This window comes from Chitinophaga terrae (ex Kim and Jung 2007), from assembly GCF_900107795.1.
Taxonomy (GTDB): Bacteria; Bacteroidota; Bacteroidia; order Chitinophagales; family Chitinophagaceae; genus Chitinophaga; species Chitinophaga terrae.
This window is the reverse complement of the sequence record NZ_FNRL01000031.1, coordinates 23,227-39,862: the sequence shown is the minus strand read 5'-3', so window position 1 is coordinate 39,862 and position 16,636 is coordinate 23,227. Positions and strand designations below refer to the sequence as shown.

The 16,636-nt window shown below is 47.4% G+C and carries 15 protein-coding genes; 12 read left to right on the top strand and 3 right to left on the bottom strand.

Going from position 1 to position 16,636, the window contains the following annotated elements:
- Positions 1-25 precede the first annotated feature (25 nt).
- From BLV62_RS23965 to BLV62_RS23925, 10 genes are all read left to right on the top strand, one after another.
- Positions 26-706, top strand: coding sequence for a response regulator transcription factor (locus BLV62_RS23965; RefSeq protein ID WP_089765067.1), 681 nt, complete (start codon positions 26-28; stop codon positions 704-706).
- Positions 707-709: 3 nt separating this feature from the next.
- Complete coding sequence (locus BLV62_RS23960) at positions 710-2,077, top strand: ATP-binding protein (RefSeq protein ID WP_089765012.1); 1,368 nt, start codon at positions 710-712, stop codon at positions 2,075-2,077.
- A 136-nt stretch (positions 2,078-2,213) separates the two neighbouring features.
- A complete protein-coding gene (locus tag BLV62_RS28410) occupies positions 2,214-2,381 on the top strand; it encodes a hypothetical protein (RefSeq protein WP_168927978.1) in 168 nt (55 codons plus the stop codon).
- Between the two features lie 82 nt (positions 2,382-2,463).
- Positions 2,464-3,729: a TolC family protein gene (locus tag BLV62_RS23955; protein WP_089765011.1), complete on the top strand. Its 1,266-nt coding sequence runs from the start codon at positions 2,464-2,466 to the stop codon at positions 3,727-3,729.
- A gap of 31 nt (positions 3,730-3,760) precedes the next feature.
- A complete protein-coding gene (locus BLV62_RS23950; RefSeq protein ID WP_089765009.1) occupies positions 3,761-4,822 on the top strand; it encodes an efflux RND transporter periplasmic adaptor subunit in 1,062 nt (353 codons plus the stop codon).
- A gap of 11 nt (positions 4,823-4,833) precedes the next feature.
- The gene (locus tag BLV62_RS23945; protein ID WP_089765007.1) at positions 4,834-5,139 is read left to right on the top strand and encodes a DUF190 domain-containing protein; all 306 of its coding nucleotides are present in this window, start codon (positions 4,834-4,836) and stop codon (positions 5,137-5,139) included.
- Positions 5,136-8,246, top strand: a complete 3,111-nt coding sequence (locus BLV62_RS23940; RefSeq protein ID WP_089765005.1) for an efflux RND transporter permease subunit — start codon at positions 5,136-5,138, stop codon at positions 8,244-8,246. Before BLV62_RS23945 ends, BLV62_RS23940 begins: the two co-directional genes overlap by 4 nt.
- 112 nt (positions 8,247-8,358) lie before the next feature.
- Entirely contained in the window at positions 8,359-8,811 is a 453-nt protein-coding gene (locus BLV62_RS23935; protein WP_089765004.1) for a DinB family protein, read from the top strand.
- A 26-nt stretch (positions 8,812-8,837) separates the two neighbouring features.
- Positions 8,838-9,371 (top strand): GNAT family N-acetyltransferase, encoded by a 534-nt coding sequence (locus tag BLV62_RS23930; protein ID WP_089765002.1) that lies wholly within the window; start codon positions 8,838-8,840, stop codon positions 9,369-9,371.
- A gap of 52 nt (positions 9,372-9,423) precedes the next feature.
- Positions 9,424-10,233 (top strand): class I SAM-dependent methyltransferase, encoded by an 810-nt coding sequence (locus BLV62_RS23925; protein WP_089765000.1) that lies wholly within the window; start codon positions 9,424-9,426, stop codon positions 10,231-10,233.
- A gap of 73 nt (positions 10,234-10,306) precedes the next feature.
- On the opposite strand, the gene BLV62_RS23920 is transcribed toward BLV62_RS23925, so the two are convergent.
- From BLV62_RS23920 to BLV62_RS23910, 3 genes are all read right to left on the bottom strand, one after another.
- Positions 10,307-10,954 carry a DsbA family protein gene (locus tag BLV62_RS23920; protein WP_089764999.1) on the bottom strand — a complete coding sequence of 216 codons (648 nt, stop codon included), beginning with the start codon at positions 10,952-10,954 and terminating at the stop codon, positions 10,307-10,309.
- Entirely contained in the window at positions 10,947-11,945 is a 999-nt protein-coding gene (locus tag BLV62_RS23915) for a manganese catalase family protein (RefSeq protein ID WP_089764997.1), read from the bottom strand. Before BLV62_RS23915 ends, BLV62_RS23920 begins: the two co-directional genes overlap by 8 nt.
- 190 nt (positions 11,946-12,135) lie before the next feature.
- Positions 12,136-13,512, bottom strand: a complete 1,377-nt coding sequence (locus BLV62_RS23910; RefSeq protein ID WP_089764995.1) for an MmgE/PrpD family protein — start codon at positions 13,510-13,512, stop codon at positions 12,136-12,138.
- On the opposite strand from BLV62_RS23910, the gene BLV62_RS23905 reads away from it, so the two are divergent.
- Together BLV62_RS23905 and BLV62_RS23900 are read left to right on the top strand one after the other, a co-directional pair.
- Entirely contained in the window at positions 13,506-14,087 is a 582-nt protein-coding gene (locus BLV62_RS23905; protein WP_089764994.1) for a CinA family protein, read from the top strand. The genes BLV62_RS23910 and BLV62_RS23905 overlap by 7 nt on opposite strands.
- A gap of 132 nt (positions 14,088-14,219) precedes the next feature.
- Entirely contained in the window at positions 14,220-16,592 is a 2,373-nt protein-coding gene (locus BLV62_RS23900) for an ABC transporter permease (protein WP_089764992.1), read from the top strand.
- Positions 16,593-16,636: the final 44 nt, after the last annotated feature.

Here is a 16,636-nt window from a genome sequence, read left to right as displayed (position 1 = left end):
CAGGCAATCTGCAAATATTCAGCCCATGCATATTTTAGTGATAGAAGATGAACAAAGAGTGGCCGACCTGCTGAAACGGGGACTGGAAGAGCACCAGTTCACCGTGGAAATAGCCTTTGACGGGGCTATAGGCAGGAAACTGCTGTTACAGAACGAATACGATGTAGTGATCATGGATATTATTCTTCCCCAGGTAAACGGATTGGATCTTTGCAAACAGATCAGGGAAGTAAGACCCCACTTGCCTATTATTATGCTTACCGCGTTGGGAACAACGGATGATAAGATAGAAGGGCTGGATGCAGGAGCGGATGACTACCTGGTAAAACCATTCGATTTCCGGGAACTGCTGGCAAGAATAAGGAATGTTACCAAACGCAATGCTGTTAACAGCTATAGCAACGGCTATATCCTGAAACTATCCGACCTGGCGCTTAACCTGCAAACCATGACAGCCACCCGGGACGGAAAAGAAATTAACCTTACCCCTAAAGAGTTCAAGCTGCTCGAATACATGATGCGCAACAAGGAAAGGGTACTTACCAGGGCCGAAATCGCTGAAAAAGTATGGGATACGACGTTTGACACAGGTACCAATTTTATTGATGTTTATATTAATTATTTAAGGAAGAAGATAGACAAAGACCACCCCGTAAAATTAATTCATACAAAACCAGGGCTGGGTTTCATTCTAAAAGAAAACTGATCCATGAAGATACGGTTAAGGCTTACGTTATTGTTTACCGCGCTTTTTGCAACATTGCTGGCTGCATTTGCGATCGTGACCTATCTTTCGTATGCCGAGAACCGGGAAGATGAGTATTTCAAACGCCTGAAACTACAGGCGGCCAACAGGGCCAATCTCTGGCTGGAAGCGAAAGTAAGTCCTTCTGTACTCCAGCTGCTGCACCGCAATGCTCCCAATACCCTGACAGAAGAGGAAGTGGCCATTTACGATACTTCTCACAACCTCCTGTACCATGATGCCGCAGGTATTGACAAGGTAAAGGAAACTCCCGGCATGCTGGATAGCATCGTACGGCTGAAGGAACTGGATTTCCATATAGGAAAGCTCCAGGCAGTGGGATTCCTGTACGAACATGCAAACAAACAATACATCATTACCGCCGCGGCGTTTGACCAATATGGGCTGGGTAAACTACGTAAACTGAAATACACGCTGATCATCTGTTTTTCCATTGCTATCATCCTCACATTGGCAGCCGGCAGTTTCTTTGCAAAAAGAGCCCTATACCCCGTTTCCAGGATGGTGAAACGCGTAGAAGAGATCACCGCTACCAACCTGGATCTGCGGGTTGATGAAGGCAACAGGAAAGACGAAATAGCGGAACTGGCCATTACCTTCAACCAGATGCTGAACAGGCTTGAGAACTCGTTTGATGCCCAGAAACAATTTGTATCCAATGTTTCCCATGAATTGAGAACGCCTTTGGCCACTATCACCGCCGAACTGGAACTTTCGGCCATTAAGGACAGGACGCAGGAAGAATATAAAGCCGTAATAAAAAATGCCCTGGCAGATGCCAAAAGGATGGCCCGTCTTTCCAACGGCCTGCTCGATCTGGCCAAAGCCAGCTACGACCCTTCGGAGATCACATTCAAACCGGTAAGGATAGACGAAGTGCTGCTCGACGCCCGGCAGCAGGTATTGAAAAGCAACCCGGATTACCATATCAGCGTAGTTTTTGAACAGGAAATTGATGATGCGGATAATATTTCAGTATCGGGTAATGAATACCTGTTGAAAGTAGCGTTCATGAACCTGATGGAGAATGGTTGCAAATTTTCAACAGATCATCAGAACACCGTAAACATTATTATTGAACCTGACTTTACTATACTCCAATTCACCGACCAGGGAATTGGGATCAACACTGCCGACCTGCCGGATATCTTTACTCCTTTCTTCAGGGGAAGCAACAAATCATTTGCTGACGGAAATGGCATTGGTCTTTCCCTCACCCATAAGATCATACAACTGCACAAGGGGCAGATATTTGTAGTTTCGACTCCGAACAAGGGAACTACGTTTACTATCAAACTAAAACACCTGTAACCCTTTCTAATAAAATTCTAATATTTTTCTATCTGGTATATAATAGCCTCTTAGCCCTTGCCAGCTTAGCTTTGCAGTAGATTAACAATATCGGGCAACTACCGGGAACTCCCTTCCCGGTTCTTAAAATTGAGGCATGATCAACTTTACCTACAGCAACAACAAAAAGGGTATCAACTACCTTTCCTGCACCAAACCAACAGCTTTCAGCAACCTTACTTTTGCAGTCTTATATTTTGTATTTAAATTCAGTAAAGAAAAATATTTAGCCCCGTTCCAGAATGGCAGGCATACGTTCCCATAACAACCAGGTCTGAAATAGTCGATTGTCCGGAATACACAAACACAACAAACTTATTCATCAAATATAAACCCAACAGCCAGGCATGCGATCAATACGCTATCTACTCCTTGCATGTATAATACCTGTTATACCTGCAAGCCTGCACGCCCAAAACAACCTGTCACTGGTGGAAACATTGCAGGCAGCCCAGAAGAACAACCCGTTCCTCCGGCCTGCCAGTCTCGATATTTCCATCGCGCAATCGGATGTTATCACAGCAGGGCTCAGACCTAACCCGGTCCTGAATAACCAAACCTTGCAGCTCCTGGGTACAGAGCATTTCCAGCCGGGAACCAATTTCTATAACTCCCATAATAACCAGAGCTGGTGGCAACTGACCAAGGAGTTCCAGTTCTCGGGACAACGCAAACTGAAACAGGAAGTGGCCAACAGGAATGTTGTCACCGCCGAAAGGAATTACGCAGATATTGAACGGAACGTGCTTACCTCCGCAGGCAACAAATGGCTGGATGTCTGGTTCAACAAGATCAACCTGACACTGGTCCAGGAAGCTAAAGACAATATCGACAGCCTGCTGAAGATCCAGCAGATCCGGTTAAAGAACCAGGTGATCAGTTCCAGCGAATTATTGAGAACACAGTTGCTGCTGGAACAGTACCAGCTTCAGTACAGGAATGCAGAACAGGATTACAACAATGAACTTCAGAACCTCAAACTGATGATAGGACGAACAGACAGTATCAGCATCAATGAAAAGGATACTGCTATCAACTATATCGCCACAACGCGGATAGACAGCCTGCTGCAGCTTTCCCTGCAACAACGCCCTGATGTACAGGTTGTACAAAGCAGCATTGAATCGGCCAAAAGCAATATCAGGTTGCAAAGATCGCTGGCCAAACCAGTTCCGGAGCTGGGCGTGATCTATAACCCGCAGAACACTATCCAGTACGCGGGCATTTATGGCACTATTCCCCTGCCCTTCTTCAACAGGAACCAGGGCGAGATCAGGAAATCGCGGTTGCAACTGCAACAGTCGGAACAGTCCCTCAGCGCTTTGCAGCAACAGGTACAAACGGAAGTTCAGAATGCGTGGAGAAGCTTTCAACTGAGCAGGGAAACTATGACCAAATACAGGAACATTATTGAAAAGTCGGAAACCGTGCTGCAATCCGTGAAGTATGCGTATACCAGGGGCGGTACTACGATCATCGATTTCCTGGATGCCCAAAGAACCTGGTTCGATACACAGAAAATGTATTACGAGGCGCTTTACAATTACAGGAAGAATTACCTGCAACTCCTGTCGGTTACCGGTTTAATCAATCAATATACCCAGGTGCTCTAAACGAAAATCGATCACAGTTAAATATCAACGAATGAAAACATCAGTCTATAGCTTAATATTCGCTGTTATATCCTGGACGGCAATATCCTGTGGCGGTCATGAACAGAAGAAAACCAACGCCCCGGTATCCACCAAACCCACGGTTGAAGACAGCGGACTGGTTGTGAGGTTTCCGCCCGACAGTCTTACTTTAAGCTATTTCAAAACAGCTGCCGTTACCAAAACCGATATCAGCGCGGAGCTGACAGCGCCTGCAATGGTGGCGGCCACCGTGGTCTATTCAAAAGAAAATCCCAGCCAGAACCTGGTGTTATTCGATAACCCGGAACTCACAGCCAATTATACCGCTATGTTGCAGCATATTATCAATATCCGGCAAAAGGGGAACATCGTGCAACAGCGTAAAGCAATCGTTTCCCAAAAGCAAATAGAGCTGGACAGGTTCAGCGATCTGGCAGCTCATGGAGCGGGGACGGGTAAAGACGTATCAGACGCTAAAACAGACCTTATATCTGCAGAAACTGACCTGGCCATGGCGCAGACAGAGCTGATCAACGAACGCACTTCCATTATAGAGCATGAATCAAAGCTCAAACTGGCAGGCTTTGATCCGCAGGCCCTGGTGAACGCCCGGTTAAACAAAACCTGGGTCATCTGCGAAATGCCGGAGAACCAGGTGACCAAAGTAAAGAAGAACAATGCCTGCAAGCTTCTTTTTACTTCCTACCCCAGCGAAGAATTCCCGGGCACGATCGAAGATATAGGGGAAGTGATAGACAATGTGACGAGGATGGTGAAATTACGTATAGGCGTTGACGATCCCGGCGGCAAACTACGGGCAGGCATGTTTGCCACGGTAAGGTTCGGGGTGAACGAAGGTAACAGCCTTTCAGTTCCGAAAGCGGCGCTGATCACCGTACAGGGCGGCAACTATGTGTTTACGAAAGAGGCAGATAATTCGTTCCGTCGCCGCGAAGTGGTATCAGGCCCGGAAGCCAATAACCGGATCATCATATACCGCGGCCTGAACGAAGGCGACCAGGTGGTCACCGATGGAGCGATGCAATTAAAAGGACTTTCATTCGGATATTAAAATATTGTCTTATGCTACAAGCACAGATCTTTATAGACAAAGATAACCTGATCCACTCACAGCCCTTATATGAGTTCATTATGCAGTTCCTGTTACGGCATAACGTTAAAGGCGCTACGGCATTCACCGGCATGATGGGATTCGGTATTAACCACAAGATCAAACGACCCAACCAGATATTCTCCTTTGATGATCCTTCCATGATGATCGTTTTTATAGATGAAGATGAGAAGGTATTATCCGTATTGAAATTATTGAGAGAACAATATAAAGGAGGGCTTATTATTACTCATCCAGTAGACCTGATAGACGCATGATCCGCAACATTCTGATATTTTCCCTGCGCAACAGGTGGGCTGTTATCATAGCAGCCATCGTGTTGTCGGCCATCGGCTACTGGTGCTTTACACAGCTGAAGATAGAAGCCTATCCCGACATTGCAGATACCAACGTAATTATAGTGGCGCCGTTCGACGGACGGGCGGCCGAAGAAGTAGAGCAGCAGGTGACCATTCCTATAGAACGGGCGCTTAACAATGTGCCCAGGGTGCTGGACAGGAGAAGCCGTACCATCTTCGGACTTTCCGTTGTACAGCTGACCTTCCAGGATGGAACAGACGATTATTTTGCCAGGCAGCAGGTGATAGAGCGGTTATCTTCCATCAGCCTGCCGGATGGCGTTACCCCGCAACTGGCGCCGCTCACCACGGCAGTAGGTGAAATTTACAGGTACGTGGTAGAAGCGCCTGCCAATTATACCGCCATGCAGCTGCGCGACCTGCAGGACTGGGTGATCCGCCCTGCTATTTTACAGGTGCCGGGCATTGCTGATGTGACAACGTTCGGGGGGCCGTTAAAAGAGTTTCATATACTCACCTCTCCTACCAAACTTCGCAAGTATAACCTCACGTTGGAAGATGTGATCAACGCGGTGCAGAAAAACAACCTTAATACGGGAGGCAATGTAATTGCCCGCGGGGGCCAGGGCTTTGCCGTACGGGGGCTTGGAGCCGTTAAAACAGAACATGATATTGAGAACATAGTACTGGCAGCGGTTAGCGGTACGCCTATCTATGTGCGGGATGTGGCAACGGTAGAAATAGCGCCTCCTCCTCCATCCGGCGTATTGGGGTATTCTATTCCTGATGAGGGCATAGACAAGATCGGCTCTCCCGAAGGGATCATCCTTTTGCGCAGGGGCGAAAATCCCAGCGAAGTACTGAAATCCCTTAAAAGCAAAATAGCCGAGTTAAGCGAAACGGAATTGCCGGAAGGGGTGAAACTCCGCGTGCTTTACGACAGGAGCTTCCTAATTGACCATTCCCTTGAAACCGTGTCGCATACCCTTTTTATGGGTATCAGCATCGTAGTGATCGTACTGGTGTTCTTCCTGGGAAGTTTAAGATCGGCGCTGGTAGTAACCGCCACTATTCCTTTCTCGCTGTTGTTCGCATTTATACTCATGCGGCTTACAGGAATACCCGCCAACCTGCTTTCCTTAGGCGCCATAGACTTCGGGATCATTGTTGACGGCGCCTGCGTAATGGCCGAGCACCTGATCAGGCGGTACAGGAGTGCAACGCCTGAAGAGAAGAGGACGGGTATTATCGGGATCACGCTGGCGGCCGCACAGGAAGTAGGCAGGGAAATTTTCTTCTCCGTTACCATTATCATCCTCGCATATACGCCCATCCTGATGATGACGCGGGTAGAAGGAAAACTGTTTTCTCCCATGGCCTTAACCCTGGCCTTTGCAGTGATAGGCGCCATGATCTGCGCCCTTACCCTCATCCCGGTACTGATATCCTTTGCTTACAGGAAGGCGCTTTCAACGGATGCGCCAATGAAGGAGCATAAAAACCCGGTGCTGAACTTCTTCGAACGTTCGTATCACCGGACCCTGGTTGTTTTCCTTAAATCGTATAAACGGACCATCCTGATTGCCGGCCTGGCTATCGTGGCGCTGGTAGGATTAGGAACAAGGTTAGGTACAGAGTTTTTACCGGAACTGGATGAAGGATCTATATTCATGCGCGCATTCCTTCCCGCCGGCGTTACCATACAGGAAAATGCGAAGATAGCGCCGCAGATCAGGGCCATCATCAGTAAGTATAGCCCTGTACGTTACGTGATCACGCAAACAGGCCGGAACGACGATGGAACAGACCCCTTCCCTGCCAACAGGACGGAAATACTGGTTGGCCTGAAGGACTATAAGCTATGGAGCGATACCATTTCCAAAAAGGAACTGGTAAGGCGGATACAAAGCGATTTGGAAAGAAGTATTCCGGGCGCTTCGTTCAACTCCGGGCAACCGATTATAGACCAGGTAATGGAAATTGTTACCGGAAGCGCCGCCGACCTCGCGATTTCCGTAGTGGGCGACGACCTGCAGATGATGCGGCGGAAAGCCGACAGTATTGCTGCCATCGTAAAAGCCACGCAGGGATCAGCATCTGTGAACATTGAGCAGGAAGGTACGCAGGCCCAGCTGGCGATCAATATCAACCGCGAGAATGCAGCGAGGTTCGCTATTAATGTAAGCGATATACAAGCCATGATAGAAGCGGCCATTGGAGGCAAACCTATCGGCACGTTGTACGACGGCACCAAGCGGTACGATATCGTGATCCGTTACCTGCCCGAGTACAGGAGTACGATCGAAGCCATTAAATCGTTACAGGTGCCATCGGCTACCGGCGCCCTTATCCCGATGGATCAGCTGGCGGAAGTTAAGTTTATAGACGGGCAAACGAATATCTACCGTATCGATGGCAAAAGAATGGTAACAGTACGCACGAATGTGAGAGGGCGCGACCAGGGTTCGTTTGTAAAGGAATTACAGGATCGGATAGGGCAAACCGTTCATGTACCCAAAGGTTATTCCATTATCTACGGAGGCCAGTACGAAAACCTGGAGCGGGCGGGCAAACAGCTTGCGTTCACCATCCCGCTTACAATCGTCATCGTGTTCGTATTCCTCTTCATGCTGTTCAAGAATATGAAGCAGACATTCATTACCATGAGCTGCATCCTGGTAGCGTTGGCAGGAGGAATTGTGGCGCTGTTCATACGGGGTTATCACTTCAATGTTTCGGCCGGTGTGGGTTTCGTTTCCATCTTTGGTATTTCTGTAATGGCCGGGGTGTTGCTGGTTTCGGCGCTGAACAGGGAAACGCTCATCAGCAACGATCCGCTGATCAATACCGTAGAACGAACGTCGGTAGAGCAATACCGGGCAATCATGATGATGCTGATGGTAGCGATCATCGGCCTGGTTCCCGCTGCGCTGAGTACTGGTATCGGTTCGGATGTACAACGGCCGCTGGCCACTGTGATTATCGGGGGACTTACCTTTACCCTGCTGTTTACACCGGCACTGATCCCGCCGCTTTATTACTGGGTATTTAAGCCTAAGAAATAATCGAACGGCCCGGGAAGTCAAATATTTCCCGGGCCGTTCCGTCTATCTTCTTCCCCAAAATCCTCATCTCCGCTCACCATAGATTTTAGTAACTTACAGGAAAAATAATCGTATGTCAACAGCTCTTCATCCCTCATTGGACCGGTTAACCTGGATATTGGAAAACCTTCCCGCGAAACTGGCGGCTATTCCCGAAGAACAATGGAGTTTTAAAAGCAGTCCCGAAAAGTGGAGCAGGAAAGAAATACTCGGGCACCTGATTGACAGCGCCGCCAATAACCATCAACGGTTTGTCAGGATACAGTTTGAGTGTACGCCTACCATCCGTTACCAGCAGAACGACTGGAATTACTACAGCTATCACCAGTTGCAGGAAACAAAGCTATTGATCGATACCTGGAAGCAGTATAATCTTTTCCTGAAAGGCATATTGCAACATCTTCCTGCTTCTGCGCTAAACCGCGAAGGAATAGGCGGAGAAGGCGTTCCCTTCACGCTCGACTATATAGTGGAAGACTATGTGAACCACATGGAGCACCATCTCAGGCAGATAGTTGAATATTAAATATCTTCGTGTCAAATCAAACATCCATGCAATTCGACATTCAACCCATCCTGGAAAATGACAAAATCAAGCTCCTTCCGTTGCAGGAAAGTGATTTCGACTCTTTATACGCCGTAGCTTCCGACAAAAAGATCTGGGAGCAGCACCCGAACAAAGACCGCTGGCAGGAAGAGGTATTCAGGAATTTTTTTGAAGGCGCCATTAAAAGCAAAGGTGCGTATAAGATAATTGACAAGTCGAACGATGTCGTTATCGGTTCTACCAGGTTTTATGATTACGACGAAGCCGACAACAGCATTCAGATAGGTTATACCTTCTACTCTACTAAATACTGGGGAACAGGTATTAACCCTATGGTTAAAAAACTGATGCTGGACTATGCTTTCCGGTATGTTGACAAAGTATATTTTGTGATTGGCGCCGACAACCTGAGGTCGCAGATCGCCATTGGCAGGATAGGCGCTAAAAAGATAGATGAGAAGGAAATGTCTTATTACGGCGAACCGCCTCGTCACAACTTTATTTATGAGATAAAGAAAGCTGACTGGCAGAAAAAGTAACTTCCTTCAACAGCCCTCTTTATTAACCTATATTCATTTTAATTTTTAAAAGATGGAAGACATTAATATATATTTTTTAGCGAATCAAAAACTCTGGAACAATAAAGTAGATGTACATGTAGCTTCAGATTTTTATAATGTTGAAAGGTTCAAAGCCGGCGGTACTTCTCTGAATGCCGTAGAATTGCAGGAAGTGGGCGATGTGAGTGGAAAAACATTACTGCACCTGCAATGTCATTTTGGTATGGATACGATTTCCTGGGCAAGGAAAGGCGCTATCACCACAGGGCTGGACTTTTCAGACAAGGCGATCAGCCAGGCCAATCAACTGGCTAAAGAGCTGCAGGTGAACAGTCGTTTTGTTTGCGCCAACGTATATGACACAGACCTTTACATCAGGGAACAGTTTGATATTGTTTTTACATCCTATGGCACTATTGGCTGGTTGCCGGATCTGAAAAAGTGGGCGAATGTAATAGCAGAACGGCTGAAGCCGGGCGCTATGTTCTACATAGTAGACTTTCATCCTATCGTCTGGATGTTTGACAACATGTTCACCCATATCCAGTACCCCTATTTCAACGAAGGGAAACCATTTGAAGAAGTAAGCAGTGGTACGTATGCCGACAGGTCGGCCGACCTTCATGATACGGAATATGGATGGAATCACAGCATCAGCGATATCCTGAATTCGCTGATCGAAGCAGGGTTAACGATCGAATTTTTCAACGAACACAAATCTTCTCCTTATCATAGTTTTCGTACCATGACAGAAGTTGAGCCCGGCAGCTTCCAGATCACGGGCCTGGAAAATAAGATCCCTCTGTTGTTTTCCCTTAAAGCTACCAAGCCAACAAACTGATAAAACAAGGACGGGGAAACCGGCAAGGATCTCCTCGACCTTTTTCGACCTGTACATGGAAATGCTGGCCGATTTAAAACTGATGAATCAAGGTTTGTAGCGCTTCAAACGGTCGGTTACCCGTAATCAATAAAGATTTTCTTTCATCCTCCTGCGTCGATATCCATAAACTCGGAAACCGGGAAATGTTTCTTTCCTTCCGTTCGTTGAGATCAGCTTTAAAAGCATTGATAGTAGTTTCATCTGTTAATTGTTGTTTAAAGAGTGGCAGATCGAATAAGCCCGGCGCCTCTTTATCCAGCGCTTCGGCCAGCTGAAGCAGCACTTCGGGTTTCGCGATATTCTTCTCTTCCAGCATTACTGCTTTGCGCAGCCTGTACAAATATTCCTCTTCCGCGTTCTTCGACTGGCGGCCCATACACTTTACCGCAATACAGGCGGGATAGGAAGAAGCGGGCGGGTCGAAATGCCATATCCTTTCATTGAGCTTTGCTCCTGTCACCTGTCTGACCTGCATCCATACAGGTCCCATCTGCGCAGGTCTTGTCACCATCAGCAATGTATCCTGGTAGGTATTCCAGGAGGCAAGCATGCCCCCCATGCAATAACGTATCTCGCAATCATCTTTCAGGTACTCCCTTAATTGCCGGAGCGTGGACTCAAAGGCCCAGCTCCAGCAACATAAGGGGTCTGTGTAATAAACTATATTGAATCTATTCATTTGAGCGGCTGTTTCTTTTCTTAGTTCCTTTAGCAGGACTTTCCATCTGATCGATACTATGCTGACTCCATGCCTGTTCTCCGATCGGCACGGCCATATTTACTTCCTCGCTTCTTGTTTCGCTCATTTCCTTATCCAGCTTATCCACTCCCTTAACGGTCCTTGGAGTTCCGTTAGGTTCCAGGTTGGTAAGCCCGTTGGTTTCCATCACGTATCTTACAGGGTCATCAATAAACTGCCAGGTTTCGCCTAATTGAGAAGACTCGCCTTCGTTCCATGGTCCGCGAATGTCTGCACCGCTGGACATGTTGAAATACAGGTTGCTGTAACGCGGATCTGACTGGCGTACGCCCGGAGGGAAGTTTGGCTGGATGGATTCCAGCGCCGCTTCGAACATCTGGAAGTGCGCTACCTCTCTTGTCATCAGGAAGTTCAGGGTTTGTTTAACATACGGATCGTCTGTAAACTGCAGGAGGTATTCGTACGTGATCTTAGCCCTTGATTCGGCAGCGATATCGGAGCGCAGGTCCACGGTTAAGTCGCCGTTACAGTCGCCATTAATGTAAGCCGCCGACCAGGGAACACCCTGGCTGTTCGTATAAGCCGGGCCGCCGCCAGACGAAACCAGTGTTTGAGGCGCCACTAAAGCCTGGTGAATGAATTCCTCCTTTGCTTTCTTGCCATCCAGCAAAGCCATGATCTCTGATTCGTCGGCAGCTCTTTTCAGGTCGCCGTTGATACCTTGCAGCAGCATCTGGATGGTAGCTCCGACGATTTCGAGGTGACTGAATTCCTCCGTAGCGATATCCATCAGCAAATCATATTTATCAGGGAATGGCTTCCTGGCTGCGAAAGCCTGCCCGAAATATCGCAGTGCTGCGGCCAATTCGCCGTTTGCCCCACCGAACTGTTCCAATAACAAGGTAGCAAATGCCGGATCGGGTTTAGAAACCCTTGCATCAAATTGAAGTTCTTTTACGTGATAAAACATAAGCGAAATTTTTATAACTACACGGTCCAAAAAGCAGTCCGGCATTGTTATTTCAGCAGTGTTCCGCCATGGGCGTCTATCCTGGCGTTCAACGAATGCCGGAAGCTCCGGCGTTTTTGGGCAAAAACTTCCCTTTTTCAGAAGCGAGTTGGAAACAAACGCCACACCTAACCTACAGGCATATACGTTGTTATCTGAAGTTGATAGCGTCCAGGAGTTCTTTTACGGAAGCGTTCTCCAGGTTGCTTACCAGCGTAAAGATCCGGTTAGCGGACTCTCTATCTACATAACTTTCATTCAGCTTAATGAACTTTTGCTGCACATCCTCATACGTTAAAGGCGTTGAATAGAAGCCTTTATAGGTTTCCTTTTCTCCAGATATCTTCTTTCCATCTTTAAGCACTATTTCCACTTTGCACTTAACCTTGTCCGGGTACGCAGAGGTGTAAGGGTCCAGCATCCCTGCCACTTTCACGGGTTTATGCAACGGGAAACCGGTGTGTACCTTTACTTTCTTCAATAATTCCTGCACATCCGGGCTGGTGATCCGGTCGGCGATCAGTTGCTGCGGATATACCTGTTTATCCAGGATCGTAACAGCTGCCAGGTAAGGGAGACTGTGATCCGCCTGCTCTTTGGAATACACTACAGTGCGATCGCCGTACTCGCCGTTGCCGATAATATGGTAGGCGGTGAGGAAAGTAGTGATATCTACCTGCTCTATTTCCCCCGCAGCGAACCGGTGAGCGGCGGCCAGCTCGGAGATCAGTTCCAGCACTGATTGCGCATGCACTTCGGCGTTAAAGGTTTTAAGAGAGCACCTGGAGATAATGCTGAAATCTTCCTTCGACCAATCCACATCCAGGTGTTGTTTATAGATAGCGTTCAATCCTTTTTCGGGGATCTCGAAGAGCTTTTCAGGCCCGGTGATCCCTTGTTTGGCAATGGAGAGGATGTTCATGCAACCGGCGTTGACCATCGAAGAAACCAGTCCTTTCCATTGGCTGGTATAAGAAGCTCTTGACGTTACAACCGGGTTAAAGCTGCAGCCTGCAATGCCGAGGGCGTTCGTCAGTTCCTCCCTGCTTAACCCCAGCAGTCGCCCCGCTCCCGCAGTTGCAGAGAACGACAGCAGTACTGTGTGATCATACCCTTCGATCATTACAGGAAAAAGCTCGGTAAGGCGGCATTCCACATCATAAGCAATAGCCATAGCGGTGAGAAAGTCTTTTCCCTGGATCTCTTCCAGATGGCCGGCTGCCAGCAGGATACCGATATTATCGGATGGATGGCAGGTAGATTCTTTAGCCAGGAAGTTATCCATAAAATCAGGATACCTGATATAAGTAGTGTAAAGCTGGGCGAGATGGTCTGCGGGCATAATGCCGTCGGGCGATAAAGCAGTTAAAGCTTTCTTTACATTAGCAGGCAGTTCCTGGAACTGCGCCCAGACGAATGAAGCAATGGCATCCAGCAGGTGAAGTTTTAGCCTGTCGATCGTGGCAGACGGAATAGCGTTAAAGGATACGGAGTTTGCGAATTCAGCAATTCTTTCTGTTTGTGTCATCAGCTAATAGTTTCAAACGTTCAGCACCAAAACTCTATGCCAAAGGTTGGCATAAGATTAGCGCAGGCACAGGCATGATAAACCTCGACCTAAAACTCATAGATCAAATCGGCAAGAAACTCATTACCCGTAAGGAAACCATCGCAGTAGCTGAAAGTGTAACAGCCGGGCTGTTGCAGACAGGACTATCGTCGGGCGGGCAGGCAACCAGTTATTTCCAGGGCGGTATAACTGTGTACAATCTTGGACAAAAAGTGAAACACCTGGGTTTAGATCCCATTCATGGGGAAGCATGCAACTGTGTTTCTCCCGATACCGCAAAAGTACTTTCCGCCAATTGCTGCGGCTATTTTATATCACATTGGGCATTGGGTATAACGGGTTATGCTTCTCCGGTTCCGGAATTGGGAATTGAAAAAGTGTTTGCTTTTTATGCTATCGCTTATAACCATAAAATTGCCAAAGCAGGCAAGATCACACCCAAATCGGTCAGCGACCCTGTAGATATCCGGACATTTTATGCCAATACCGTATTTGCGGAATTGGATAAGTTGTTAAAAAACTCCCGCGCCTAATGTCCGTTTCTGGACATTTACTGTATCAGAACTGGACAGATCCGCTTATCTTTTCCAGGTAAAACGCCCTGTTTTCAGTACTTTCGCAAGCTGGCACCTTCTTGGCATCAACCAGGCAAAGTCAACTTCCTTATGATTATAAACTATCTGAAAACAGCATTGCGTAATATCAGAAAGAACAAGACCTATAGCTTCCTGAATATTTTCGGGTTGAGTATCGGGATTGTATGTGCTGCGCTGATTTTGTTATGGGTAGAAGATGAGTTTAGTTATAATAATTACTACAAAGACAGGGACCATACCCAACTTGTCAAATTCAACTGGTCATTAAACAACGAAATACGGACCTATACTTCTACCTCCGGTCCTGTAGGCCCGGCAGCCCTCGCAGAGATCCCGGGCGTTACTGCCTATTGCAGGAGTACAGAGGGCGCCACTACCGCCCTGTTCAACTATAATAATAATCCCATGTACAGCAGTGGGAAGTATGTAGATACTTCCTTCTTCAGGATATTTGAATGCCATTTCCTGGAGGGTTCTCCTGCTACGGCTTTCAGCAATCCGCGGTCGCTGGTCGTTACAGAAAAGACGGCTGCAAAATTCTTCAAAACAACTTCTAACGTTGTCGGTAAAACGATTGTTGTTTCAAACCGCGAAGCCTACACAGTTACGGGGTTGATAAAAGATATTCCGGATAATACTACCATCAGGTACGAATGGCTTGCACCACTGGCAGATGCCTTCGAAGATCCCGGAAAATTAAAAAAATGGGATAACTGTTCATTGGAAACATATTTACAGACTGCACCGGGAGCCGACCTGGGCCAGATCAAAAGCAAGCTGGATAAGATCATTTCTGCGCAACCCAATATCAGCACCACTACTGTTGCCCTGCTTAACATGAAAGACTGGCGCCTGCGCAACGCATTCAAAGACGGCGTGCAATCGGGCGGCCGCATTGTCTATATTCGCCTGTTCCTTATCATTGCCGGTATTATATTGTTGATAGCCTGTATCAATTTTATGAACTTAGCTACTGCCAACAGCGAACAGAGGGCGAAAGAGATCGGGGTACGGAAAGCGTTGGGAGCAGGCAGGGGCGCCCTGGTGAAACAATTTATGGGCGAATCATTCATCCAGGCGGCTTTAGCTACGCTGCTGGCTATACTTTTGTTATTGCTGGTACTGCCAGGATTCAATGCGCTGGTAGGAAAAACCATGTCGCTGCACCTGCTTAACCCTGTTCATTTACTGGCCATTTTAACTTTATTAGTAGTTTGCGGCCTGCTGGCAGGCAGCTACCCTGCTTTATATCTCAGCAATTTCAATCCCGTTTTGATCCTGAAAGGGTTCAAGATCAAAACCGGCGGCGCTGCATTTATCCGCCGCGGACTGGTTGTTTCGCAATTTAGTATCTCCATTGTGCTGATCATTGCTACGGTTATTATATACCAGCAAATACAGCATGTGAAATCCAGGGACCTTGGATTCAATGTATCGCACCTGGTTTCAATAGACATCAACGAAGGATTGGTAAAAAGCTTCCCGGCTATCCGCCAGGAGTTATACAACACGGGAGTGGTTGACAAGGCTGCGCTGGCAGATTACAACCCCTTGTACGACGGCAACAGCACTGATGAAATAACCTGGGACGGCAAACCTGCCAACTTAAAAACCATCACTTCTATCCGGCAGATCGGCCCTGATTTCCTGGCCACTACCGGTATGACATTGTTGGAAGGAAAAGATTTTACCAGGGATGCCGACGACAGCAGCCACGTAATGATCAATGAAGCCATGGCCAGGCAACTGGGTAGTGGCAGTCCTATCGGTAAATCGCTATACATGAGTGATGGCAATGGCAATAAGTTAAGATTGGAAATAACGGGCCTCGTAAAAGACTATGTATACGGGGATATGTTTGGCAAACCTGATCCGGTGATCTTCTTCGGCATCCCATCGGGCTCCAATACCATCTTTGCCCGTATCAATGCCAAGTTACCTCCAGACCAGTCGCTGGACAAGGTGGCTGCAGTGATTAAAAAATACAATCCTGCCTACCCCTTCTCTTATACCTTTACAGACCAACAGTTCAATGGCATGTTCCAGAACGAAATGCTGATGCAGAAGCTGTCGCGCATCTTTGCGCTGATAGCCATTATCATCAGTTGCCTGGGATTATTTGGTCTTTCTGCCTATACCGCCGAACGCCGAACCAAGGAAATAGGCATCAGGAAGGTATTAGGCGCTACAACAGGCAGCATTGCCAGGTTGCTGTCTATCGATTTCCTTAAACTGGTTATGATCGCTATGCTGATCGCGTTCCCTGTAGCTTACTGGGTAATGCATAATTGGTTGCTCCAATACCAGTACAGGGTGAGTATTGGGCCGTTGGTATTTGTGCTGGCTGGAGTAGCGGCGATAGTTATCAGTGTCATTACGGTGAGTTACCAGTCGATCAGGGCTTCCATGCTGGATCCTGTAAAGAGTATTAAATCAGAATAAAGAGCTTTAGTCTTCCTACGTATCAGGACTAATGGAAAATGAAT

Coding starts and splice junctions, on each gene's coding strand:
- BLV62_RS23965 (WP_089765067.1), top strand. CDS start 26: ATGCATATTTTAGTGATAGAAGATGAACAAAGAGTGGCCGACCTGCTG.
- BLV62_RS23960 (WP_089765012.1), top strand. CDS start 710: ATGAAGATACGGTTAAGGCTTACGTTATTGTTTACCGCGCTTTTTGCA.
- BLV62_RS28410 (WP_168927978.1), top strand. CDS start 2,214: ATGATCAACTTTACCTACAGCAACAACAAAAAGGGTATCAACTACCTT.
- BLV62_RS23955 (WP_089765011.1), top strand. CDS start 2,464: ATGCGATCAATACGCTATCTACTCCTTGCATGTATAATACCTGTTATA.
- BLV62_RS23950 (WP_089765009.1), top strand. CDS start 3,761: ATGAAAACATCAGTCTATAGCTTAATATTCGCTGTTATATCCTGGACG.
- BLV62_RS23945 (WP_089765007.1), top strand. CDS start 4,834: ATGCTACAAGCACAGATCTTTATAGACAAAGATAACCTGATCCACTCA.
- BLV62_RS23940 (WP_089765005.1), top strand. CDS start 5,136: ATGATCCGCAACATTCTGATATTTTCCCTGCGCAACAGGTGGGCTGTT.
- BLV62_RS23935 (WP_089765004.1), top strand. CDS start 8,359: ATGTCAACAGCTCTTCATCCCTCATTGGACCGGTTAACCTGGATATTG.
- BLV62_RS23930 (WP_089765002.1), top strand. CDS start 8,838: ATGCAATTCGACATTCAACCCATCCTGGAAAATGACAAAATCAAGCTC.
- BLV62_RS23925 (WP_089765000.1), top strand. CDS start 9,424: ATGGAAGACATTAATATATATTTTTTAGCGAATCAAAAACTCTGGAAC.
- BLV62_RS23920 (WP_089764999.1), bottom strand. CDS start 10,954: ATGAATAGATTCAATATAGTTTATTACACAGACCCCTTATGTTGCTGG.
- BLV62_RS23915 (WP_089764997.1), bottom strand. CDS start 11,945: ATGTTTTATCACGTAAAAGAACTTCAATTTGATGCAAGGGTTTCTAAA.
- BLV62_RS23910 (WP_089764995.1), bottom strand. CDS start 13,512: ATGACACAAACAGAAAGAATTGCTGAATTCGCAAACTCCGTATCCTTT.
- BLV62_RS23900 (WP_089764992.1), top strand. CDS start 14,220: ATGATTATAAACTATCTGAAAACAGCATTGCGTAATATCAGAAAGAAC.